Genomic DNA, 23,216 nt, shown 5'->3' with positions numbered 1-23,216 from the left:
GCAGTATCGCCAGTATTGCCAATATTGCGCTAGCACCGGTCTCAAGGTGACGGCATGAAAGAACCGGGTCGCTAAACGGGAACATCCTGGATCAAGTTGAGGGTCAATCATCATGATGCATTACCGTTTTCACTATCCCCTGCAGCATCCGCAAAGCGGTGGCGCTCCGTCAGGTACGCCAGGCGCCGCCGATCCCGGGCAAACCCCGCGCCTCGATGCGCTTGAAGGACAATTCATCACGCTCTCTGGCGGCGTGTCCGACCTGCAGACCGATGTCGCTTTTCTGAAGACCGATGTCGCTGTGCTAAAGACCGATGTCGCCGTTCTAAAGACCGACGTTGCTGTGCTAAAGACCGATGTCGCCGTTCTAAAGACCGATGTCGCCGTTCTAAAGACTGACGTCGCTGTGCTAAAGACCGACGTCGCTGTTCTGAAATCTGATGTTGCTGTGTTGACGTCTGATGTTGCCGTTCTGAAGTCTGACGTTGCCGTGCTGAAATCTGACGTTGCTGTTCTGAAGTTTGATGTCGCTGTTCTGAAGACGGATGTTGCTGAGCTGAAGACTGATGTCGCTGAGCTGAAGATCGATGTATCGATGCTCAAGACCGATATGGCGATGGTCAAGACCAGCATCGACAACATGATGGCTAGCAACGTCACGCGCGCTGACATCGCCGAGGTCCGGGCAGATATTCAGAAGGCTATCAACGAGAGCAATCGCTGGAGTCACGCGGCACTGGTAGGCATGTTTGGCGCGTTCGTACTGGGTGCCTTCGGCCTGATGGTCGCGGTGTGGAATTCAAGCAAGCCGGCCGCGCAGATCAGTGCATCGAGTCAGCATCCGGTCGTCGTGCGCGCGACTGCAATGCCGTCGCTTCATTTGCCGGTGCGTTTTCTCCGGCAGGGAGGAGAGGGGAGTGGTTGGCGCTGATGAGGGGCTACAAGGCCGGCGCTGGGCCGGCACCACAAAGCCGGTACCACAAATCTGGTACCACAAAGCAAAAAGCCAGCGCAAGGCTGGCTTTTTAATTCTGGTGGGTGGTACAGGGATTGAACCTGTGACCCCTGCCGTGTGAAGGCAGTGCTCTACCGCTGAGCTAACCACCCCTTTCAGGTATCCTCGCCTCGATGTCGATGCCGGTGGTGATCCTGGCACATCGCTGCTGCGGTCCTGCATGGGTTACCACATGGGGTACTGCATGGGTACTACTTGTTTCCTGCTTCCTACTTTACTTTTCACTTCCTTCTTCGCTGCATCGCTTGGTGCGTGCTGCGAAGAAACGAGATTATGCAGATCGGACAGTATCTTGTAAAGCCCTTTTCCCAACTTTTTTGCAAGGGCAGGTGGCGGTGGGGCTACTGCAGCGTGACCTGGGCCGGTGCCTCGGGTTGGGTTTCCTTCCACACCGTCTTGCCGCCGCTGGCCTTGTCCAGATCCTTGAGCACCGCCGCATGGGCGCTTGCTTCGTCGTCGGTGGCAAGCAGCACGGGCAGGGTCAGTGCGGACAGGTCGGTGGCGACGGCGGTCACGCCGGGGCCGGCGGTGGCTTCGATCATGTCGATCACCAGCGAGTTCTGGCCGCGCGTCATGGCCAGGTACACCTCCGCCAGCAGTTCCGCATCGAGCAAGGCGCCGTGCAGGGTCCGGTGCGCGTTGCTCACGCCCAGGCGTTCGCACAGGGCATCGAGCGAGTTGCGTTTGCCGGGAAACATCTGGCGGGCTTCGCGCAGCGTGTCGATGACGCCGCCGACGTGTTCGCGGAACGAGGGCAGGCCCAGCAACTGGAATTCCATTTCCAGGAAGCCCATATCGAACGGCGCGTTATGGATGATCAGCTCGGCGCCCTGCACGAAGTCGCGGATCTCATGGGCGATGTCGGCAAAGCGCGGTTTGTCGGCCAGGAATTCGAGCGTGATGCCGTGCACCGCGATGGCGTCCTCGTGGATATCGCGTTCCGGGTTGACGTAGTAGTGCAGGTGGCGCCCGGTCAGGCGCCGGTTGACCATTTCGACGCAGCCGATTTCGATCAGGCGGTCGCCGGCGTTGGCATTGAGGCCGGTGGTTTCGGTATCGAGAATGATCTGTCGCATGGGCGGCATTCTAGCGGATGAACACGGGCGGGAAGGGGGCACTCAGGGACGACGCTCCGGGCGGCCGGGCACCCGGGCCACAATCAGACGCTGATCGAAGCAACGCCGCGATTGGCCAGCGCATCGGCACGCTCGTTGCCCGGATGACCGTTGTGGCCGCGCACCCAGTGCCAGCTGATCTGGTGCGGCTGGGCGAGTTCGTCGAGCAACTGCCAGAGGTCGGCATTCTTGACCGGCTTCTTCTCGGCGGTCTTCCACCCGCGTGCCTTCCATCCGGCAATCCATTCGCTGATGCCTTTCTGCACGTACTGCGAGTCTGTATAGACCTTGACCACGCACGGCCGCTTGAGCGCGCGCAGCGCCTCGATGACCGCGGTCAGCTCCATGCGGTTGTTGGTGGTCGGGTTTTCGCCGCCGAACAGTTCTTTTTCACTGGTGCCGGCCACCAGCACGGCGCCCCAGCCGCCGGGGCCGGGGTTGCCCTTGCAGGCGCCATCGGAATAGATCGTGACTTCTTGCATGAATTCGAGAATGGGGCGGGACCGTCAGCGGTCCTCGCCGGGGGTCTTGCCGTGTGTGCCAGTAGGCGTAGCCACGGGGGAGGAAACGGGTGCCAGCGCCGGTTTGGACGTCTTCCACGCGGGGCCGACCAGGCGGATGTTGCGCACGCGCTTGACCGCCGAAATCATGTAGACCGCGCCGAAAATGGGCCACCAGCGGTCGCCCGCTTTTTCCAGGAACGCCGCGCGCTGCAGCCACCGCTCGGTGCGATAGGGCGGGCAGTAACAGCCAAAGCGGCCGCGGATGATATCGAATCCGAGCAGCTTGAGCCAGTCCTTGATGCGGACAAAGCCAATGGTCTGCGCATCGCTGGGCAGAAACGGCGACGCGCCAAGCCGGTTAAGGCCCTGCCGCGCGCCCCACAGGCTCATCGGGTTGAAGCACGTCACTACCACCCGGCCCTCCGGCATGAGCACGCGCGAGACCTCGCGCAGCACTTCGTGCGGATCTTCGGAAAACTCCAGGATATGGGGCAGCGTGACGAGGTCGATGCTCTGCGTGTCGAACGGCAGTTCGTCAAAGCGGCACAGCAGCTGGCGCGCGTCGGGGCTTTGCTCGCGCGGGCCGTGCGGCCCGAAGCGCCCGTCGAGCGCCAGCGCCGAGAACGGCATGCGGTTCTCGCGCAGGGTATCGATGGCGGGCAAGCCAAGTTGTACCGCGTGGTAACCGAAGATGTCGGCCACCGTCCGGTCATACTGCCGCCCCTCCCAGTCGAGCATGTACTGCCCGGGAGGCGAAGCGAGCCAGTCTTCCCAACTTATAATCGGACGGTCGGACATAAGGAGCACACATGTTGAAAGTGGAGCCAATCCCCGCCTTCCAGGACAACTATATCTGGGCGATCCATGATGGACATAGCGCCGCCATCGTGGACCCCGGCGAGGCCGCGCCGGTCGAACGCTTTCTCGCGCACCACAAGCTGGCTCTGGGCGCTATTGTAATCACCCATCACCATGGCGATCACCAGGGCGGGGTGGCCGACCTGCTGGCCGCCCATCCGCACGACCCCGCGGGCGCTCCCATGCCGGTCATCGGCCCGGCGGGCGAGCGCATCGGCGGCCGCACCCAGGCGGTACGCGAAGGCGATACCGTAACCTTGCGCCATCCCGCTGTCACCTTCCGCGTGCTGGACGTGCCAGGCCATACGGCCGGCCACGTGGCCTATGTGGCCGACCTCGCCGGGGCGGGTCCCGCCGTATTCTGTGGCGACACCTTGTTCGCGAGCGGCTGCGGTCGCCTGTTCGAAGGCACGCCCGCGCAAATGCTGGACTCCCTGGACAAGCTGGCCGCGCTGCCCGGCGAGACCCGCGTCTACTGTGCCCACGAATATACCCGGAGCAACGTGCGCTTCGCGCGGGCGGTGGAGCCGGCCAACGCGGCATTGTCGGACTGGGCGGGTCAGGTGGAGGCACTGCGCGAGGCCGACCGTCCGACCGTGCCGACCACGGTGGCGCACGAGCGGGCGGTCAATCCGTTCCTGCGCTCGCGCGACCCCGCGGTGCGGCGCGCCGTGGCCGCCCAGGGCGGGGATGTGAGTGGCGACGCGGCGGCATTCGGCGCGTTGCGTGGGTGGAAAGACACCTTCCGGTAGGGATTGGGAGCGCGGGCCGCGCTTTTCGTGCGGATTTTTGCGCCGCAGTGGGGCGCGGGCGCGGCGCGGGGCAACCCCGGCGCGATGGTGTCCGCAGGCGAGGGGAGCGTTCACTCGAAGCCGTCCCGGGCGCACGCGAAGGTGCTCTGGCGCGCGGGGCAGACGCCGCGGTGGGGAAAATTCCATTGACGCGAATTCGCCTTTTCCCTAGCATCAGGCAAAATTTTTGGCGTCACTTTCCGAGAAATTAATGAAATTTGGTCGACTTCTGGCGGTATTTGCGTGTGCCGCGCTGCTTGCAGCCTGCGCCAGCACGCCGACCCCGCCCACCGGCGAAGCTGCCGGCGCATCGACCGCTCTGGTGGATAGCAGCAGCAAGAAGGACCCGCTCAATACGCTTAACAGCACCGGTAAGGCCGGCAGTCTGTCGGGCAGCAGTGTGATCAACGTGGACGAAGCCAGTGTTGACTGGATGCAGACCCGGTCGACCGACATCTGGGACCGCATCCGCCGCGGCTTTGCCATGCAGGATCTGGAAGGCACACTGGTCGACGACCGCACGCAATGGTATGCGGCGCGCCCCGAGTACATGGAGCGCATGGTCGGCCGGTCGAGCCGTTATCTGTATCACATCGTCGAGGAGCTCGAACGGCGCAACATGCCAACCGAGCTGGCCCTGCTGCCGTTCGTCGAGAGCGCGTTCAATCCCCAGGCGGAATCCACGGCCAAGGCGGCCGGCATGTGGCAGTTCATCCCCAGTACGGGCAAGTCGTACAACCTCAAGCAGAACATGTTCCGCGACGAGCGGCGGGACGTGCTGGCTTCGACCGATGCCGCGCTGGACTATCTCGCGCGGCTCTACGACATGTTCGGCGACTGGCACCTCGCGCTGGCGGCGTACAACTGGGGTGAGGGCGCGGTGTCGCGTGCGATTGCCCGCAACCAGGCGCGTGGCCTGCCCACCGACTACGCCAGCCTGACCATGCCGAACGAGACACGCTACTACGTGCCCAAGCTGCAGGCGGTCAAGAACATCATCGCCAATCCGGCCGCGTATGGCGTGAAGCTGCCCGAGATTCCCGATCACCCGTATTTCGTCACGGTCACCACGTCGCGCGATATCGACGTGTCGCTGGCCGCCAAGCTGGCCAACATGCCGCTCGACGAATTCAAGGCGCTGAACCCGTCGTTCAACAAGCCCGTCATCCTGGGCGCGGCCAATCCGCAGATCCTGCTGCCGTTCGATAACGCCGAACGCTTCCAGTACAACCTCAACACCTACCGGGGCGGGTTGTCGAGCTGGACCGCGGTGACCGTGGACAGCCGCGAGCGGGTGGAATCGCTGGCGGCCCGGCTCAACGTCGATCCCGACACGCTGCGCGAGATCAACCGCATTCCCAAGGGCATGCGGCTCAAGGCCGGCTCCACGGTGATGATTCCGCGCACGGGTCGCCACGACCAGGACATCAGCGCCTCGCTTGCCGAGACCGCGATGCTGGCGGTGGAACCCGATGTGCCCGATGCCAAGCGCATCGTCGTGCGGGCTGGCCGCCGCGATACGGTGGCCACGGTGGCACGCCGCTATGGCGTGACGGTGCGGCAGGTCCAGGCGTGGAACAAGCTGTCGGGCACCAAGCTGGTGTCCGGCCAGAGCCTGGTGCTGATGGTGCGGCCCTCGGTGGCCGCGCGCGATCGCGATCCGGCACCGCGCGCCCGCGCCGTCAGGGCGGTCGGCCGCGGCAAGGCCCGCGCGGAGCCGGTCAGGCGCGTCGCGGCGGAGCCGTCGTCGCACAAGGCGAGCAAGGGCAGCCAGGGCAAGGCGGCGCCGAAGGCGAGTGCGAGCAAGCACAGGACGCGGTAGGGCGGTCGGCAGTGCCGTCTCGATCGTTCTCCTGCGATCGTCGTGCCGTGGTTTCATAAGGAAACGGCGATCGCTTGCGTGCCGCAGTTGATCGGGATCAAGCAAATGCCTCGGCGCACCTCGTAACGCGGCACTGTCCTGCATGCGATTCGCTCTCAGGGTGACCTTTGTCCTCAGGAGCGAATCATGTCGCGCAGGCGTATTACGCTGGCCCTGTTGTCCTCCACGAGCGTCACCATGGCCGCCTCGTGTTCTCCCACCATCAACGTGCCGCCGGGCACATCGCCAACCTCGGCCGCGGCGAGCGTGCAGGCGGCGCCGGTGGTGCGCAAGCCCGAACCGACCTATCCGCTGCTGATCGCGCATCGCGGCGGCACCGCCGATCGCCCGGAAAACACGCTGGTCGCCATCGATGCGGCACTGGCCAGCCAGGCGGACATGATCTGGTTGTCGGTGCAGTTGAGCGCGGACGGCATCCCGGTCCTGTACCGTCCGGCAAAGCTGTCGGCATTGACCGAACTGCCGCCTGCCGCGGCCGGCGGCGACGAGTCGGTGGCCAGCAGGACGTTCGCGCAGCTGCAGCAGCTCAACGTCGGCTGGCACTTTGCCGAAACCGATGCCACCGGTACCCGGCGCTATCCGTACCGGACCCAACCGGTGCGCATCCCGTCGCTGCAGCAGGCGCTGCGCCAGATTCCTCCCAACGTGCCAGTCGTGCTCGACATGAAGGCGATGCCCGCCGAAGCCCAGACCGAGGCCGTGGCACGCGTGCTCGATGCGGAAGATGCATGGGGCCGCGTGTTGATCTACTCGACCGAGGCGGCATACCAGACCACGTTCGGCCGCTATCCCAAGGCGCGCGTGTTCGAATCGCGCGATGCCACGCGGCAGCGCCTGCTCGACGTCACGCTCTCGGGAGTGTGCGATCCGCCTGGTACGGGACGCTGGGCCGGCATCGAACTGCGCCGCCCGGTGGACGTGATCGAGCACTTCACGCTCGGCCAGGGCGTGACCAAGACCACCGCGTCGTTCTGGACGCCGAAATCGGTGGCCTGCTATCGCGCGCGCGATGCCGTCAACCTGGTGGCATTCGGGGTAAACGACAAGGCCGCTTATTGTCGCGCGATGCGGCTTGGACTCGATGCAGTCATGGTAGATTCTCCAGCACAGATGAACGCGATCCGCGCGCAGCTGAAAGAGACGCCGCAGGGCTGTCCCGCGGTGAAATAGCCAGTCGGCCGCGACGGCGCTCGTACCGGGGCGGCGCGGCACACAAAACAGGCGGAGGAGACACACCATGACGGCAAGCCGTGCCATGCACGCGCGCTCGCTGGCCGACCCGGAGGGCTTCTGGGCGGAGCAGGCGGCGCGCATCGATTGGGAAACGCCGTTCGAGCAGGTACTCGACCGCAGCCGCGCTCCGTTCGCGCGCTGGTTCGTCGGCGGGCGTACCAACCTTTGCCACAACGCCATCGACCGTCATCTGCCCGCGCGCGCCAACGAGCGCGCGCTGATCTATGTGTCGACCGAGACCGGCGAGCGCCGCGTCTATACCTACGCTCAACTGCATGAGGAGGTCACGCGCATGGCCGCCATCCTGCAGGGGCTCGGGGTGGGCAAGGGCGATCGCGTGCTGGTCTATATGCCGATGATCCCGGAAGCGCTGTTCGCGATGCTGGCTTGCACCCGCATCGGCGCGATCCACTCGGTGGTGTTCGGCGGCTTCGCCTCGGTCAGCCTGGCCGCGCGCATCGACGATGCCCGCCCCAGCGTGATTGTCAGCGCCGATGCAGGCTCCCGCGCCGGCAAGGTGGTGCCCTACAAGCCGTTGCTCGACGAAGCCATCCGCCTGGCTTCGCATCGGCCGTCCAGGGTGTTGCTGGTCGACCGCAAGCTCGCCGAGATGCCGCTGGTGGCCGGACGCGACGAGGACTATGCCGCGTGGCGCGAGCGCGTGGCCGGCACCGGGGTACCCTGTGTATGGCTGGAGTCGAGCGAGCCGTCGTACGTGCTCTACACCTCGGGCACCACCGGCAAGCCGAAGGGCGTGCAGCGCGATACCGGCGGTTATGCGGTGGCACTGGCCACGTCGATGGAGTACATCTTCTGCGGCAAGCCCGGCGACACCATGTTCACGGCCTCCGATATCGGCTGGGTGGTGGGACACAGCTATATCGTCTACGCGCCGCTGCTGGCCGGCATGTGCACGGTCATGTACGAGGGCACGCCGATTCGTCCCGATGGCGGCATCCTGTGGCAGCTGGTGGAAGAGTACGGCATCAACCTGATGTTCAGCGCGCCCACTGCGATTCGCGTGCTGAAGAAGCAGGATCCCGCGTTTCTGCGCCGCTACGACCTGTCGAGCCTGCGCCTGCTGTTTCTCGCCGGCGAGCCGCTCGACGAGCCGACCGCGCGCTGGATTCAGGAAGGCATCGGCAAGCCGGTGGTGGACAACTACTGGCAGACCGAGTCGGGCTGGCCGATCATCGCGATCCAGCGTGGTATCGAGCCACTGCCCGCCAAGCTCGGCTCGCCCGGGGTGCCGGCCTATGGCTATGACCTCCGCATCGTCGACGAGAGCACCGGCGAGGAGTGCGCGCCGGGGCAGAAGGGCGTGGTCGCGATCGACTATCCGCTGCCGCCCGGCTGCATGAGCACGCTATGGGGCGATGACGAGCGCTTTGTGCGGACGTACTGGTCGGCGGTGCCAAACCGGCGCTGCTACTCGACGTTCGACTGGGGCGTGCGCGATGAAGACGGCTATGTATTCATCCTTGGCCGTACCGACGACGTCATCAACGTGGCCGGTCACCGGCTCGGCACGCGCGAGATCGAGGAAAGCCTGTCGTCGCATGCGGGCGTGGCGGAGGTCGCGGTGGTCGGCGTCCAGGACGCGCTCAAGGGGCAGGTCGCCCTGGGCTTCTGCGTGGCGCGCGATGCGTCCCGTACCGCCACCGCGGAAGACCGCGCGGCATTGGAGGCCGAGCTGATGAAGACCGTTGACCAGCAGCTCGGGGCCGTGGCCAGGCCGGCACGCGTCTATTTCGTCAATGCCCTGCCCAAGACGCGGTCCGGCAAACTGTTGCGCCGGGCGATCCAGGCCGTGGCCGAAGGGCGCGATGCAGGGGACCTGACCACGATCGAGGATCCGACCGCACTGGATCAGGTGAAAGGCGCGATGGCGGGCTGAGGTCGAGGTGACGGTGGCGGGTGCTGGCGCCGGTGTTGGCGCGGCTGTGGTTGCGGGTGCTGGTCGCGGGGGGATTGTCGCGGGTGATTGTCGCGCGTGATTGCCGCGCGTGATTGCCACGGGTGATGGGGCACCCCGGTTGGGGTTGCCGTCCTTCCGGCGCGCGTCGCGCGCCAAGCCTCAGGCTACGCGCGGCAACACCGTAAAGCCCGCGTCGTCCAGTTGCAGGACGGCCGCGCGCGGATGGTCGCCGTCGAGATCCCAGTCGGTCAGCACCCAGCGTTCGCGGTCGCCATGCCGATGGCGGGCCGGACGGTGGGTATGGCCATGGATCATGGTGTGCGTTGCGCTGGCGTCCAGCAATGCCTCCACCGCGGCGGGCGTGGCATCGCCATAGGTGATCTGCCGCCGGCGGCCGGCCTCGCTGGTGGCGCGCACCTTGCGCGCCACGCCCAGGCGGGTGGTGAGCGGCAGGGACAGGAATAACCGCTGAATCCAGGGCTTGCGCGTCCAGTGACGAAAGCGGTTGTACCTGGCATCGTCGGTGCACAGGGCATCGCCGTGGCTCAGTACGACACGCCGGCCGGCGCAGACGATCACGCACGGATCCGGTAACAGCGTGGCGCCCGCGGCGGCGGCAAAGCGTTGGCCGAGCAGGAAATCGCGGTTGCCGTGCATCAGGTACACCGGCACGCCGCGCGCGTGGAGGCCGCGCAGGGCGGCCGCGATATCGCGCGCAAACGGGGCGTCGACTTCCTCGTCGCCCACCCAGAATTCGAAGAAATCCCCCAGGATAAACAGCGCGCGCGCCTGCAAGGCCGCGTCGTCGAGCACGCGCTCGAACGCCGCCCGCGTGCGGGGCATGTCCTGGGTCAGGTGGAGGTCGGAAATAAACCACGCCGGCGCCGGCACCTCGATCGGTGCGGCCACCGGCGTGTCGGGGCTGGCGGTCATGCGCGCTGGCAACGATAGGTCATGGAAAGCAGCATGCCGCGATCAGCCCATGGGTCGGCAGTCAGTACAGGTACAGGGTGCCTGGCTTACTCGAGCACCACGGCCTTCTGGATCACCACGTCTTCCAGCGGCACATCCTGATGGAAGCCCGAGCTGCCGGTGCGCACGGCCTTGATGGCGTCGACCACTTCGGTGCCCTCGACCACCTTGCCGAACACCGCGTAGCCGAAGCCCTGCGGCGTGGGCGCGGTGAAGTTCAGGAAGTCGTTGTCCACCACGTTGATGAAGAACTGGGCCGTGGCCGAGTGGGGCGCGTTGGTGCGGGCCATGGCCACGGTGTAGCGGTCGTTCTTGAGGCCGTTGGCCGCTTCGTTGTCGATCGGCGCATCGGTTTCCTTCTGCTTCATGCCGGGTTCGAAGCCGCCACCCTGGACCATGAAGTTCTTGATCACGCGGTGGAAGATCGTGTTGTCGTAGTGACCCTTGCGCACGTAGGCGAGGAAGTTTTCCACGGTCTTGGGCGCCTTTTCCGCATCGAGTTCGATCACGATGTTGCCCTGGTTGGTCTGCAGCTGAACTTTGCTCATGGTATTCCTCTGTTCGTAGCCGGGTGCACCGGCATTACTTGGTGACGATGGTGGCCGATTCGATGATGACCGGGGCGGCCGGCACATTGCGCATCGAACCGTAGGCCGTGGTCGGCACCGACTTGATCTTCTCGACCGTGTCCATGCCTTCCACCACCTTGCCGAATACGGCGTACCCGTTGCCGTCCGGCTGCGGGTAGTCGAGGTTCGGATTATCCACCACATTGATAAAGAACTGCGCCGTGGCCGAGTTCGGGTTCGACGTGCGGGCCATGGCGACCATGCCGACCTTGTTCTTGAGGCCGTTCTGCGATTCGAGCGCAATCGGCGCGCGCGTCGGCTTTTCCTTCATGTCGCGATCGAAGCCACCGCCCTGGATCATGAAGCCGTTGATCACGCGGTGGAACGTGGTGCCGGCGTAGAAACCGCTACGCACGTACTCCAGGAAGTTGGCCACCGTTTTCGGCGCGGCATCGGGGTAAACCTCCACGGTGAACTTGCCCATGCTCGTGACGAACTGCACGCGCTCGGTTTTCTCCGTGACAGGCGCGGACGCCCCCTGCGCGAACGCGGACAACGGGGACAGGGCGAGGGCGGCAGCGGCCATGGTGGCCAGGACGATACGGCGGGAAACGGTCATGAACGTAACTCCGAGGTTCTTCAGGATAGGTCACCGGTGAGCCTGCGGCGGACACCGGCGCGATCGCTTGATGCGGGACAAAGATGGTTTAGCGCTTTTCTGGTGTGCGCCTGGTGGGTCGGGGCGCCGCGGCCGGGGCCGAGGCGGGGGCGTCGGCCGCCGGGGCGGACGAGGTGGGCGACGAGGTGGGCGACGAGGTGGCGGACGGGCGAATCTGGCTCAGCGCGCTGGCCGCGTGGGCATCCCCGGGATTGCGTCGCAGCGATTCCGCGTAAGCCTGCTCGGCCAGGCGCCGGTACACATCGCCCAGATTCGTATAGGCCAGCGCGAAATCGGGTCTGGCCTCGATGGCGAGCTGCAGTTCCGCCTCGGCGCGCTTGAGATCGCCGCGCTTGGCATAGAGCAGCGCGAGATTGTTGTGCGGCTCCGGCAGTTCGGGAAAGTCCTGCGCCATTTCGGCAAAGGCGCGGATGGCATCGTCCTCGCGGCCGGCCTGGGCCAGCGACCACGCGCGCTGGAAGCGGGCCTGCGCGTTGCGCGGATTGGCCGCGAGCACGCGATCGAACGCTTCCACCGCGTCGCCGTAGCGCTTCTCCTGCACGGCCTTCTGGGCCGGCACCATGCCCGGGTCCTTCGAGATCGGCCCGCTCGGCGGGGCGGCGGGCGGCGTGAGGGACAGCGGGCCGTTCTGTGCCGCGGCGGGTGGCACGGCCATGCCCATCAGCACGGCGAACGTACCGGCCACCGCGGCAAGGCGAAGCGTGTGGCGGGGAGCAAGGCGGTTCGCGCGGCGCGGCGCGGCCGTCGGGGTGGGCAGAGGCAGGCTCATGTAAGAGTGGTCCGTTATACTCCGCGGCATTCTAGCAAAGCGGCAAGACGCCCAGCGCTGCACGACGGCGCGGCGCCACCACCGGCCGCGGGCCGTTCCGGTAAGATAGGGGCCGCGCTCGACCGCCGTTCCACCACTCACTTCCTTTCATGCAGCAATTGAACATCTACAACACGCTCGCGCGTGAGAAGCAACCTTTCGTGCCAATCGAACCGGGAAAAGTCCGCATGTATGTGTGCGGCATGACCGTGTACGACTATTGTCACGTCGGGCATGCGCGCGTGATGGTGGTGTTCGACATGGTGCATCGCTGGCTGCGCGCGGCGGGATACGACGTCACGTACGTGCAGAACATTACGGATATCGACGACAAGATCATCCGCCGCGCGGCCGAGAACGGCGAAACGATCGGCGAACTGACCACGCGTTTCATCCAGTACATGCATGAGGATGCGGCCGCGCTCGGCATCATCCGGCCCGACCACGAGCCGCGTGCCACCGACTACGTACCGCAGATGCTGAACCTGATCGAGAAGCTCGAGGCCAACGGCCTGGCGTATCAGGCCAGCGATGGCGACGTCAATTACTCGGTGCGCAAGTTCCCCGGCTACGGCAAGCTGTCCGGCAAGTCGCTCGAAGACCTGCGCGCCGGCGAACGCGTGGTGGCCAACGATGCCAAGCAGGATCCGCTCGACTTCGTGCTGTGGAAGTCGGCCAAGGAATCGGAGCCGCCCGAGAGCAAATGGAATTCCAGGTGGGGCATGGGCCGGCCCGGCTGGCATATCGAGTGCTCGGCCATGAGCTGCACGTTGCTGGGCGAGCATTTCGATATCCACGGAGGCGGCGCCGACCTGCAGTTTCCGCACCACGAAAACGAGATCGCGCAATCGGAGGGTGCCAGCGGCAAGCCGTTCGTGAACATGTGGATGCATAACGGCTTTGTGCGCGTCAACGACGAGAAGATGTCGAAGTCGCTTGGCAATTTCTTCACGATCCGTGAAGTGCTCAAGCAATACGACGCGGAAGTGGTGCGCTTCTTCATCCTGCGCGCGCACTATCGCAGTCCGCTGAACTATAGCGACGCCCATCTCGACGATGCGCGCCATGCCCTGACGCGTCTCTACACGGCGCTGAAGGAAGCGCAGCCGGGCGGTTGCGCCGTCGACTGGGACGAACCGCATGCGCGGCGCTTTGCGGACGCGATGAACGACGATTTCAACACGCCTATCGCCATGTCCGTGCTGTTCGATCTGGCCAGTGAGATCAATCGCACCGGCTCGTCCACGGCCGCACGCCAGCTCAAGGGACTGGCCGGTACGCTCGGCCTGCTCGAACGCGATCCGCACACCTTCCTGCAGGGCGGCAGCGCGCCCGCCGGCCTGGCGCCGGAAGCGATCGAGGCCCGCATCGCGGCGCGCAAGGCCGCCAAGGCCGAGCGCAATTTTGCCGAGGCCGATCGTATTCGCGCCGAACTGCTGGCGGCGGGCATCGTGCTCGAAGACAAGCCAGGCGGTGCGACCGAGTGGAGGCGTGCTTGAACGCTGCCGCGCGCAAGCCCAGCAAGCCTTCCGCGGAGCCGCCGGTCAAGACCGGGCGGCGAACCCGTGCGGCCTCCAGTGCCATCGGTGCCGGCAAGGAAAGCAAGGACGCGAAGGGTGGCGGCCGTGTGGTCAAGGGCACGCTGCCCGAGGCGGCGAGCATGCCGCTGCCGGTCGAGACCGTGGTCGACGCCGTACGTCCCGCCTATTGGGACGAAGCCTGCGCGGACCTGATGAAGCGCGACCGCATCCTGCGCAAGATGATCCCGACCTACGGCCCCGCGCACCTGATCTCGCGCGGCGATCCGTTTGTCACGCTGGCGCGCTCGGTGGTGGGGCAGCAGATCTCGGTCAAGGCGGCCCAGGCGGTGTGGGAGCGGCTGGTCGCGATGTGTCCGCGCCTGACCCCGACCCAGTTCCTCAAGGCCGGCCCCGAGCAGCTTGCCACGTGCGGGCTGTCGCGCCGCAAGGCCGAATACATCATCGATCTCGCTGAACATTTCAAGGCCGGCAGCGTCCATGTCAAGGAATGGGCGGCGATGGACGACGAGGCCGTGATTGCCGAGCTGACGCAGATCCGCGGCATTGGCCGCTGGACGGCCGAGATGTTCCTGATGTTCAACCTGATGCGGCCCAACGTGTTGCCGCTCGACGACGTTGGCCTGATCAATGCAATCTCCGCCAATTACTTCAGCGGAGAGCCGGTGACCCGGAGCGAGGCACGCGAAGTGGCCGCCAATTGGGAGCCATGGCGCACGGTGGCAACGTGGTATATGTGGCGCAGCCTCGACCCGTTACCGGTGACCTACTAGCCTGGGCGGCCAAGTATTTGGCCAAAAGTGGTGAATGATAAACTCAGGAGCCGGCCGGATTCCCTGCTTTTTCCGGTAGAATGCGCCCCTTCACAGACAGGTCCGTGTTTCTATGAAAACCACCTTCCTGGATTTTGAACAGCCGATCGCCGAGCTTGAGGCAAAAATCGAAGAACTGCGCTTTGTGCAGGACGATTCGGCAGTCGATATTTCCGAAGAAATCTCGCGGCTGGCCGGCAAGAGCCAGCAGCTCACCAAGGACATCTACGCGAACCTCAGCCCGTGGCAGGTTGCGCAGATCGCCCGCCACCCGCAGCGTCCGTACACCCTGGACTACGTGCGGGAAATTTTTACCGATTTCCACGAATTGCACGGTGACCGCGCGTTTGCCGACGATCTGTCGATCGTGGGTGGCCTGGCCCGTTTCAACGGTCAGGCGTGCATGGTCATCGGTCACCAGAAGGGCCGCGACACCAAGGAGCGCGCACTGCGCAACTTCGGCATGTCCAAGCCCGAGGGCTACCGCAAGGCCAAGCGTCTGATGGAACTGGCCGACAAGTTCGGCCTGCCGATCTTCACCTTCGTCGATACGCCGGGCGCGTTCCCGGGCATCGATGCCGAGGAGCGCGGGCAGTCGGAAGCCATTGGTCACAACCTGTATGTCATGGCCGGTCTCAAGGTGCCGCTGATCGCCACCATCATCGGTGAAGGCGGTTCGGGCGGCGCGCTCGCGATTGCCGTGGGCGACGTGGTACAGATGCTGCAATTTGCCACCTACGCCGTGATCTCGCCCGAAGGCTGCGCTTCCATCCTGTGGAAGACCGCCGAGAAGGCGCCCGAGGCCGCGGAAGCATTGGGCCTGACCGCGCATCGTCTGAAGGCGCTCGGCCTGATCGACAAGATCGTCAACGAGCCGCTGGGGGGTGCGCACCGCGATCCCAAGGCCATGGCCACCATGCTCAAGCGTTCGCTGGCGGAATCGCTGCGCCAGTTCCAGGGCATGAGCGTCAAGGAGTTGCAGGCACGTCGGCACGAGCGCCTGCTTGCCTATGGCAAGTTCAAGGAAACCGGCGCCACCGAATGACGGCGTTGCCGCGGCGGACGGCGAGCATGCCTCCGCCTTGCGCATGACCGCGCAGCTCCCGCAAAAGGTCGCACAGGCTGTCGAAGCCGGTGCGGCCTTTGTTGTTTCCGCCCGGGGGTCGCCTGTGGTGTCGACTGCGGTGCCGCCCGTGGTCGCGGTGGCGCTATCGGGCGGCCGCGATTCCGTGGCGCTGCTGCATGCCACGCTCGCGGCGGCACTCCCCGCGCGCGTGGTCGCGCTGCACGTGCATCACGGCCTGCAGGACCAGGCGGACGACTGGGACCGTTTTTGCGCGAGCCTGTGTACCGACTGGCGCGTGCCGCTTCGCACCGAGCGCGTGCACGTGCAATGCGAGGTCGGGGAGGGTATCGAGGCGGCCGCGCGGCGCGCGCGCTATGCCGCGCTGGGCCGCATGTGCCGCGCCGCCGGGGCCAGCCTGCTGCTGTTTGCCCATCATCGCGACGACCAGGTGGAAACCGTACTGCTGCGACTGTTCCGCGGCGCCGGGGTGGCGGGGCTCTCCGGCATGCCCGCCACGCGCGCGCTCGACGCCGTTGGCGACGTGCGGCTGCTGCGGCCCTGGCTCGACGTGAGCCGCGCCGACATCGACCGCTATTGTCAACAGCACGGCCTGCGCTGGATCGAGGATCCGTCCAACACGGATACGCGGTTTGCGCGCAATGCGCTGCGCACGCACCTGCCGGCGCTGCAGGCCGCGTTTCCCGCGCTGGCCGACAACGTGGCCCAGGCCGCCGCGCACCTGGCGCAGGCCGCCGGCATGCTCGACGAGATGGCGCTGCGCGACCTCGCCCGTCTTGCGGGGCCGGGGCGCGATGCCGATACGCTGGCCGAGCTCGATCTTGCCGGCCTGCGCGCCTTGCCGCCGGCCCACGCGGATGGTGTGTTGCGCGCGTGGTTGCGCGACCTTGGCGCGCAGCCGCCATCCACGGCGCGGCTGGCGGCCATGCGCGCGCAACTGATCGAACGCGCTGGCGGCGCGCCGGCCATCGCGCATGACGGCCTGGTGCTGCGTCGCTTTCGCGACCGGGTGCTGGCGTGCCGCGCCGTGCCGGAGGCAACGCCAATGCCGTTCACCTTCCGCTGGCAGGGCGAGGCCGGCCTGCGCGTGCCGCCCTGGCGCGGCGCGCTCCATTTCGAGCGGGACGATACGTTTGGCGTACCGGAGTCGGTATTGCGCCGGCCGTTGACGCTGGCCGGCCGCACCGGCGGTGAACGCATCGTGCTGCGGCCTGGCGGGCCGGCGCGCGCGCTCAAGCAGGCTTATCAGGAGGCCGGCATCCCCGCCTGGCGGCGCGCCTGGCTGCCCCTGTTATGGGCGGGCGACCAGCTTGTGCTGGCGGCCGGGCTCGGCATGCATCGGCGCTGGCCGGCCGACGCCCCGCATGCCCCGCGCTGGCGTGTGAGCTGGGTGGCGGATGGGGAGGGCGGGGCCGTCGTGCCTTGATGGCTGGCGACAGCCCGCGCCCGCGAACTTGCCCGACCCTGCCTCCTTGGTCCTTGGCATGGATCTGACCCGAACCTGACCCCCTAACCTGACCCCAGATCCTCGCCCCGGAACCTTGCCCCGGAGCCTTGCCCCGGACATGCGCTGGCCATGCGCTGGCCATTGCGCCCGGAAAAATGGCCCGACACGCGCCAGCCGGCCCCGTCAAAATGGCCGCGCCCGCCACTTCCCACCGGGCCGGTCCCCGCCCCAACCTTGCCGGAGTGCCACGGTTCGTGTATTTTCAAGGGCTTTGCACAATCGCTGGCGTCGACAAGAAGATGGCTCTCATCGTTCACAAATACGGCGGCACTTCGATGGGTTCCACGGAACGCATCAAGAATGTCGCCAAGCGCGTGGCCAAGTGGCACCGCGCCGGTCACCGCGTAGTCGTGGTGCCTTCGGCCATGTCGGGCGAGACCAATCGCCTGCTGGGCCTTGCCAAGGAAATTTCGGCGCAGCCGAACCCGCGTGAACTGGACATGCTGGCCTCGACCGGCGAGCAGGCCAGCGTGGCCCTGCTGGCCATCGCGCTGCATGGCGAGGGCATCGACGCCGTCAGCTACACCGGCTGGCAGGTCCCCGTGAAGACCGACTCGGCCTACACCAAGGCCCGCATCGAGTCGATCGACGATGAGCGCATCCTTGGCGACGTGGACGCCGGCAAGGTGGTCGTGATCACCGGCTTCCAGGGCATCGACGACGAGGGCAACATCACGACGCTGGGTCGCGGTGGCTCGGATACTTCGGCGGTTGCCATCGCCGCCGCCATCGAGGCCGACGAGTGCCTGATCTATACCGACGTGGACGGCGTGTACACGACCGATCCGCGCGTGGTCGAGGACGCGCGCCGACTGGACAAGATCACCTTCGAGGAAATGCTGGAAATGGCCAGCCTGGGCTCCAAGGTGCTGCAGATCCGTTCGGTGGAGTTTGCCGGCAAATATCGCGTGAAGACGCGCGTGCTGTCGTCGCTGACCGACCCCCTGATGCCGCTCGAACAGGAAATGCATTCGGGCACGCTGATTACTTTTGAGGAAGAGTCTGAAATGGAAGCAGCCGTCATCTCCGGCATCGCCTTTGCCCGTGACGAGGCCAAGATCACCGTTCTGGGCGTGCCTGACAAGCCGGGCATCGCGTACCAGATCCTGGGTCCGATCGCCGATGCCAACATCGACGTCGACATGATCATCCAGAACCAGTCCGTCGACGGCAAGACCGATTTCACCTTCACCGTGCCGCGCGGCGACTACCAGCGCGCGCTGACCATCCTCAACGATGGCGTGAAGTCCCATATCGGCGCGGCCAGCGTGTCGGGCGACCCGAAGGTGTCGAAGGTGTCGGTGGTGGGCGTTGGCATGCGCTCGCACGTCGGCATCGCCAGCAAGATGTTCCGCACGCTGTCGGAAGAGGGCATCAACATCCAGATGATCTCCACCTCGGAAATCAAGATCTCGGTGCTGATCGACGAGAAGTACATGGAGCTCGCCGTCCGCGCGCTGCATAAGGTGTTCGAACTGGATCAGGCGTAATCCGGTTGCGATGCAGGACCTCTGGCGGGTCCGTCGTTGTTGTCAGTCGCGAAGATGTGTCGATGTCATCGATTCGTCATTGACCGATTGAGGCGCACTCGCTAGAATACGCGCTTCGTTGTGCGGCTCCCTCGCACAACGCAAGTTTGGGAGACGTGGCCGAGAGGTCGAAGGCACTCCCCTGCTAAGGGAGCATCCGGGCCAAAACCTGGATCGAGGGTTCGAATCCCTCCGTCTCCGCCACTACATCTGTATTGGCGGCGAACCCCGGAAGATCGCGGTCTTCCGGGGTTTTGTTTTTTGCGCCTGGGATGTTGCAATCTGGCGCTGATCATCCGGTATCGGGATCGTGAGTCAGCGGACCAAGGCGGCGCAGGTTGCGACGCTGGACGAGCCGATTACCCGCGTCACCGCTTGCGGCTTCGCTGCGGACGCTTCCCTGGCTCGTCCGCGATCATTTCGCGGATGCCGGCAGCAGCAAATCGCACCAGTGCGGAGTAGTGGGACGTTGATTTCGGTGTGCGTGCCGAAGCGCCAAGGCGTTCGGCGCGGCCATTCAGCGCATGTGCCTGCTGTCTTGCGCCGACGGAGAACAGGTAGGCCCAGACAGCATCCTCGCGCGCGATCGCGGGCAACACGGTCTGGATCGCATCGATAAAGCGCTCGGCGATCGGATCGTAATACTGTTCGCGCAACCTGCGCGAACGCTCGTCGCTGCCGAGACTGATGGCCGCGACCATCTGCACATACAGCGCAAGGTTCTCGGCATCCTCGCCGCGGAAGATCTCGGAGAGCGGCGTAAAGGCGATCGTCAGCACATCTTCGACGGTAGCGGGCGTCTCGCCGGCAAACAGCGCATCCAGTAGCTGTCCTCGATGCTGATTGATGGCCGAAGAGCGCCGTTCGAAGACGGCTTCGTACAACCTGTCCTTGGACGCGTAGTGATAGTGCAGCAGCGCCTGCGCGACGCCCGCTTCCTCCGCGATCTGCCGCATGCTGGCGCCCGCATAGCCGTGAGTGCCAAACACGCGTTCCGCGGCGTTAAGAATGGCCGCGATACGCGACCCGGGCTGTGGCCGCCCGTCGTCCTGGCTTTTGCCTTCCTGATGGCTATCGTCAGCGGCGGGCTTTCGTGTGCGGGTAGTTTTCATGCATGCGTCCCACTAGGCTATTTGGTTGATCAGTCAGTTATGGGTTCCGGGGTGGAAGGATAGCGCACGTCGCCGCTTGGAGACAGGTCCCCGCGAACACGCCGTCGCCACCGAACACGAGGGTTGCGAAACGCTCGCCGATCAGGCGATGCGCGCGGCCATCGGGATGCAGGCCATCCGGCATCGGCAACTCGGCATGATCTTCGAGGCCGTACAGTTCGAGGCCATCGAGATAATGAAGATGCGGATCGGTCGCCGCCCGCTGCCGGACGATGCGTTGCAATTCGCGGCGGATGGTAGTCAGGGTCAGCTTGCCGTACCGGACGTCCGCAGGCTCGCCGGTGGCGCGGAACGCGATCTTGCCGGCGGCGAGCGCTTCCAGGTCGAAGGCGCCGGGCCCCGGCGTATCCTCGTGGATGGCGCAGTAGAGCGGCGAGATGACCAGAAGCGGCGTAGTGGGGTGACCGTCGCGGATCGTATCGAGAAAGCCATGCACGGCGGGCGTGAATGCCCGCAATCTCAACAGATCGAGATTGACGAGGTTGATGCCGATCTTGACGCTGAGCAGGTCGGCGCGCGTGTCACGCATCGTCCGGGCCGTGAAGGGATCGAGCAGTGCGTTGCCGCCGAGGCCCAGATTGATCAGCTCCGTGCCGCTCCGCAGCGCGGCGATGGCGGGCCAGGTCGACGTCGGGCTGTCGGCGTTGGAGCCATGACTGATCGAACTGCCGTGATGTAGCCATACCGGCCGCCTGTCCGCTTCGACCGGGTCGATCCGGGCCGACGCACGCAGCGAGACGAGTTCGGTCACCTCGCCATATGGCAGCCATATCTCGATACGCTTGTCGTGGTCCGGGAGCCCGGCGAAGGTCAGGAGCGCCGTGGCTCCGGCTTGCGTGGAGGCCGCACCGGTGGCCATATCGATGGTGATGGCGTCCCCACCGTCCGCAGTGCATTGCCGCGCAAGCTTGCCATCGACCAGTAGATCATAGCGGCCAGGCGGTCTGGCCGGCACGCCTGCGTAGTGCCGACGGGTAGGAAACACCGCAAGCTCGATCTCGGTCGCGCGTGTGCGAAACACGAGCCGCACACCGGCGCCCTGGCTTTCCACCGCGCCAAGCTGCGCGTCGCCAGACTGGGCAAGCGCCCGCGCCGGCAGGCGGTGCGGCTTGACGCCGCGCGCGGTCTGCTCGAGTTCCGCGGCACCGCGGACGATGGCTTCCGTGATGGGGGTGGCGATCCACGCCGTCTGATCAGTTTCCATGGCTGCGGGTGATTAACCTTGCTCGACCGTATCCCGCTTGCGCGAGACCTTCAGGTTCACGCGGCGCTCGCGAGGCGCCGCGTCGACCTTTTGCGATTCGCGCGCATGATGGCACGTATGCCGGCCGCAGCAAAGGCGCGCGTTTCCACAGACGAAAGCTTGCCGGCACGCGCGGGTTTCATGGAAGCGTGCTCGCGAGCGTTAAAGCTTGATATTGGCGCGTTTCACCGCTTCGGCCCAGCGTGCCGTGTCGGTCTTGATGCGTTCTCCAAATTCGCGACGCGAGTCACCCCCGGGGAGCAGTGCCTGCGGTGTCAGGGCATGATCGATGAAATCCTTGTCCGCCAACAGGGTGCCCACGTCCCGATGGATCTTGTCGAGCACGGCGGGTGGCGTGTCCTTCGGCGCGGCCAGCCCGAACCAGATATTGACCGCGAAGCCGGGCACGCCGGATTCGGCCACGGTAGGCAAGTCGGGGCGGAAGGCCACGCGCTTGTCCGTCGCCACGGCCAGGATGCGCACCTTGCCGGCTTTTTCATGGGATTCGAACGCGCCAAGTGTGCCGATGTACGCGCTGATCTGGCCGCCGATGATGTCGGCGACCACCTGCGACGTGCCCTTGTACGGAACGTGCAGCATCCGCGCGTTGCTGCGCAGCAGAAACTGCTCCATCGCCACATGCGGATAGGAGCCGGCGCCAAGCGAACCGTAAGCGGTGTCGGGATGCGTCTTCAGGTAGCCAAGAAACTCGCCGACAGTCTTCGCCGGTACCGCCGCGGAGACGGCCAGTATCGGGATCTGGCGCGCCACGACGGTGATCGGCGCGAAGTCGCGCTGCGGCGCGTACGACATCTTCGGGTAGAGTGCCGGCAGGATGACGAAGGGCGCGCTATCCGCGAGCACCAGCGTGTAACCATCCGGCGCGGCCTTGGCCACGTAGTCGAGGCCGATCATGCCGGATGCGCCGCCGCGATTCTCCACCACGACCGGCTGCTTCCACACCGCGCCCAGCCGATTCGCGAGACTGCGCGCGACCGCGTCGGTCGCGCCTCCCGCCGTGTATGGCACCACGATCTTTACCGGGCGCGTAGGGAAGGGCGCCGCGTCGTCGGCCGCCGCCGCCCCGCTACCTGCGGCAACGAGATACGTCGCCGCGGCCATCAGGCCCAGTCGGACGAGCGGTTTCAAGCCGGCTCCTTCATGCGCGCGACGCCTTCGAGCGCGAGCCCGTAGCCAAGCACGTCGTGCAGGCGGCCCTTGAGCTCCTGGTTCAGGCAGGTACGCGTGTAGCGCCGCACCAGACGCGGTTGCTTCAGCATCATTTCGGCGAGTTCGCGCGCGCGCGGCAGCAGATCGGCGGCCGGCATGACTTCATTGACCAGCCCCATCTCCCTGGCCTCGTTGGCCGAAATCGACTGCCCGGTCAGCAGGAAGTAGTGGCCGCGGGCGCGTCCCATCAGCAGCGGCATGATCAGGTGCATGCCATCGCCCGGCACCATGCCGCCCTGGAAGTGAGCGGTGTCCTGCAGCACTGCGGTGTCCGATGCCAGCACGATATCGCCGAGCAGCGGAATCTCGCAGTGTCGCACGGCCGGCCCGTTGATGATGCTGATGACAGGGGCCTCGATGTTCAGCAGATTGATCAGCAGGTGCTTCGCTTCCCAGTAGATCGGGTCGTAGATCGTGGGCGTCATCGAGTTGCGGTTCTGGTGCTTGCCCGGCTCGATGGCGGGGCCGCTGAACGCATCGCCGGTGCCCGTCATGATGACCACGTCGTTCTCGCGGTCGCGTCCCACGTCGAGGAAGGCCTGCTCGAATTCACGATGCGCGGTCAGGTTCCACACCAGCGGCTCGCCGTTGTGATGGAAGTGCATCTCCAGGATGCCGTTCGTACGCGTCATGCGGATCGTCTCGAACTTGTTTGCGTATTCGTCGAAAGTACTCACGAGATGTTCCCTGATCAAAGAATGGAAGAGCGAGAGCGAGGCTGGATGAGCGCACCAGCAAAGTCGTCCCGGTTCGGATAT

Annotated in this window: 21 protein-coding genes and 2 tRNA genes; 11 read left to right on the top strand and 12 right to left on the bottom strand. The window is 65.6% G+C overall.

All coding sequences use genetic code 11. The features are described from left to right. Positions 1–112 precede the first annotated feature (112 nt). Positions 113–931, top strand: coding sequence for a hypothetical protein (locus tag DFLDMN_RS06425; RefSeq protein ID WP_423197636.1), 819 nt, complete (start codon positions 113–115; stop codon positions 929–931). Positions 932–1,032: 101 nt separating this feature from the next. Here the strand turns inward: DFLDMN_RS06425 and DFLDMN_RS06420 are convergent. From DFLDMN_RS06420 to DFLDMN_RS06405, 4 genes are all read right to left on the bottom strand, one after another. After that, positions 1,033–1,107 (bottom strand) — tRNA-Val (locus tag DFLDMN_RS06420). 249 nt (positions 1,108–1,356) lie between these two features. After that, a complete protein-coding gene (gene dnaQ / locus DFLDMN_RS06415) occupies positions 1,357–2,091 on the bottom strand; it encodes a DNA polymerase III subunit epsilon (RefSeq protein WP_423197635.1) in 735 nt (244 codons plus the stop codon). Positions 2,092–2,174: 83 nt separating this feature from the next. Then, complete coding sequence (gene rnhA / locus DFLDMN_RS06410; protein ID WP_423197634.1) at positions 2,175–2,612, bottom strand: ribonuclease HI; 438 nt, start codon at positions 2,610–2,612, stop codon at positions 2,175–2,177. A 24-nt stretch (positions 2,613–2,636) separates the two neighbouring features. Beyond that, a complete protein-coding gene (locus tag DFLDMN_RS06405; RefSeq protein WP_423197633.1) occupies positions 2,637–3,431 on the bottom strand; it encodes a class I SAM-dependent methyltransferase in 795 nt (264 codons plus the stop codon). Positions 3,432–3,442: 11 nt separating this feature from the next. On the opposite strand from DFLDMN_RS06405, the gene gloB reads away from it, so the two are divergent. The 4 genes from gloB (at position 3,443) to DFLDMN_RS06385 (ending at position 9,294) form a co-directional block, all read left to right on the top strand. Further along, a complete protein-coding gene (gene gloB / locus DFLDMN_RS06400) occupies positions 3,443–4,243 on the top strand; it encodes a hydroxyacylglutathione hydrolase (protein WP_423197632.1) in 801 nt (266 codons plus the stop codon). A 250-nt stretch (positions 4,244–4,493) separates the two neighbouring features. Further along, complete coding sequence (locus DFLDMN_RS06395) at positions 4,494–6,104, top strand: transglycosylase SLT domain-containing protein (RefSeq protein WP_423197631.1); 1,611 nt, start codon at positions 4,494–4,496, stop codon at positions 6,102–6,104. A 186-nt stretch (positions 6,105–6,290) separates the two neighbouring features. Continuing rightward, entirely contained in the window at positions 6,291–7,334 is a 1,044-nt protein-coding gene (locus DFLDMN_RS06390) for a glycerophosphodiester phosphodiesterase family protein (protein WP_423197630.1), read from the top strand. 67 nt (positions 7,335–7,401) lie between these two features. Beyond that, positions 7,402–9,294, top strand: coding sequence for a propionate--CoA ligase (locus DFLDMN_RS06385; RefSeq protein ID WP_423197629.1), 1,893 nt, complete (start codon positions 7,402–7,404; stop codon positions 9,292–9,294). Positions 9,295–9,474: 180 nt separating this feature from the next. On the opposite strand, the gene DFLDMN_RS06380 is transcribed toward DFLDMN_RS06385, so the two are convergent. From DFLDMN_RS06380 to DFLDMN_RS06365, 4 genes are all read right to left on the bottom strand, one after another. Next, the gene (locus DFLDMN_RS06380) at positions 9,475–10,248 is read right to left on the bottom strand and encodes a UDP-2,3-diacylglucosamine diphosphatase (protein ID WP_423197628.1); all 774 of its coding nucleotides are present in this window, start codon (positions 10,246–10,248) and stop codon (positions 9,475–9,477) included. Between the two features lie 86 nt (positions 10,249–10,334). Next, positions 10,335–10,835: a peptidylprolyl isomerase gene (locus tag DFLDMN_RS06375; protein ID WP_423197627.1), complete on the bottom strand. Its 501-nt coding sequence runs from the start codon at positions 10,833–10,835 to the stop codon at positions 10,335–10,337. Positions 10,836–10,869: 34 nt separating this feature from the next. Beyond that, positions 10,870–11,475 carry a peptidylprolyl isomerase gene (locus tag DFLDMN_RS06370; protein ID WP_423197626.1) on the bottom strand — a complete coding sequence of 202 codons (606 nt, stop codon included), beginning with the start codon at positions 11,473–11,475 and terminating at the stop codon, positions 10,870–10,872. An 88-nt stretch (positions 11,476–11,563) separates the two neighbouring features. After that, positions 11,564–12,304 carry a tetratricopeptide repeat protein gene (locus DFLDMN_RS06365; RefSeq protein ID WP_423197625.1) on the bottom strand — a complete coding sequence of 247 codons (741 nt, stop codon included), beginning with the start codon at positions 12,302–12,304 and terminating at the stop codon, positions 11,564–11,566. Positions 12,305–12,453: 149 nt separating this feature from the next. Between DFLDMN_RS06365 and cysS the strand changes: the two genes are divergently transcribed. The 6 genes from cysS to DFLDMN_RS06335 all read left to right on the top strand — a co-directional run bounded on the left by cysS (position 12,454) and on the right by DFLDMN_RS06335 (position 19,017). Continuing rightward, on the top strand, positions 12,454–13,842 hold the full coding sequence (gene cysS / locus DFLDMN_RS06360; protein WP_423197624.1) for a cysteine--tRNA ligase: 1,389 nt from the start codon (positions 12,454–12,456) through the stop codon (positions 13,840–13,842). Beyond that, the gene (locus DFLDMN_RS06355) at positions 13,827–14,654 is read left to right on the top strand and encodes a DNA-3-methyladenine glycosylase family protein (protein WP_423197623.1); all 828 of its coding nucleotides are present in this window, start codon (positions 13,827–13,829) and stop codon (positions 14,652–14,654) included. Before cysS ends, DFLDMN_RS06355 begins: the two co-directional genes overlap by 16 nt. Positions 14,655–14,766: 112 nt before the next feature. Continuing rightward, a complete protein-coding gene (locus tag DFLDMN_RS06350; RefSeq protein ID WP_423197622.1) occupies positions 14,767–15,738 on the top strand; it encodes an acetyl-CoA carboxylase carboxyltransferase subunit alpha in 972 nt (323 codons plus the stop codon). Between the two features lie 43 nt (positions 15,739–15,781). Beyond that, on the top strand, positions 15,782–17,203 hold the full coding sequence (gene tilS, locus DFLDMN_RS06345) for a tRNA lysidine(34) synthetase TilS (RefSeq protein WP_423197621.1): 1,422 nt from the start codon (positions 15,782–15,784) through the stop codon (positions 17,201–17,203). Between the two features lie 320 nt (positions 17,204–17,523). After that, entirely contained in the window at positions 17,524–18,774 is a 1,251-nt protein-coding gene (locus DFLDMN_RS06340) for an aspartate kinase (RefSeq protein WP_423197620.1), read from the top strand. Positions 18,775–18,923: 149 nt separating this feature from the next. Beyond that, positions 18,924–19,017 (top strand) — tRNA-Ser (locus DFLDMN_RS06335). A 164-nt stretch (positions 19,018–19,181) separates the two neighbouring features. Here DFLDMN_RS06335 and DFLDMN_RS06330 read toward each other — a convergent pair. The 4 genes from DFLDMN_RS06330 to DFLDMN_RS06315 all read right to left on the bottom strand — a co-directional run bounded on the left by DFLDMN_RS06330 (position 19,182) and on the right by DFLDMN_RS06315 (position 23,135). Next, on the bottom strand, positions 19,182–19,925 hold the full coding sequence (locus DFLDMN_RS06330) for a TetR/AcrR family transcriptional regulator (protein WP_423197619.1): 744 nt from the start codon (positions 19,923–19,925) through the stop codon (positions 19,182–19,184). A 37-nt stretch (positions 19,926–19,962) separates the two neighbouring features. Next, the gene (locus tag DFLDMN_RS06325) at positions 19,963–21,189 is read right to left on the bottom strand and encodes an SGNH/GDSL hydrolase family protein (RefSeq protein ID WP_423197618.1); all 1,227 of its coding nucleotides are present in this window, start codon (positions 21,187–21,189) and stop codon (positions 19,963–19,965) included. A 201-nt stretch (positions 21,190–21,390) separates the two neighbouring features. Further along, the gene (locus DFLDMN_RS06320; RefSeq protein ID WP_423197617.1) at positions 21,391–22,377 is read right to left on the bottom strand and encodes a Bug family tripartite tricarboxylate transporter substrate binding protein; all 987 of its coding nucleotides are present in this window, start codon (positions 22,375–22,377) and stop codon (positions 21,391–21,393) included. Beyond that, on the bottom strand, positions 22,374–23,135 hold the full coding sequence (locus DFLDMN_RS06315; protein WP_423197616.1) for an enoyl-CoA hydratase/isomerase family protein: 762 nt from the start codon (positions 23,133–23,135) through the stop codon (positions 22,374–22,376). Before DFLDMN_RS06315 ends, DFLDMN_RS06320 begins: the two co-directional genes overlap by 4 nt. Positions 23,136–23,216: the final 81 nt, after the last annotated feature.

The sequence above is a fragment of the Cupriavidus sp. H19C3 genome (genome assembly GCF_049393815.1).
Lineage (GTDB): Bacteria > Pseudomonadota > Gammaproteobacteria > Burkholderiales > Burkholderiaceae > Cupriavidus.
This window is presented reverse-complemented; position numbering and strand designations above follow the sequence as displayed.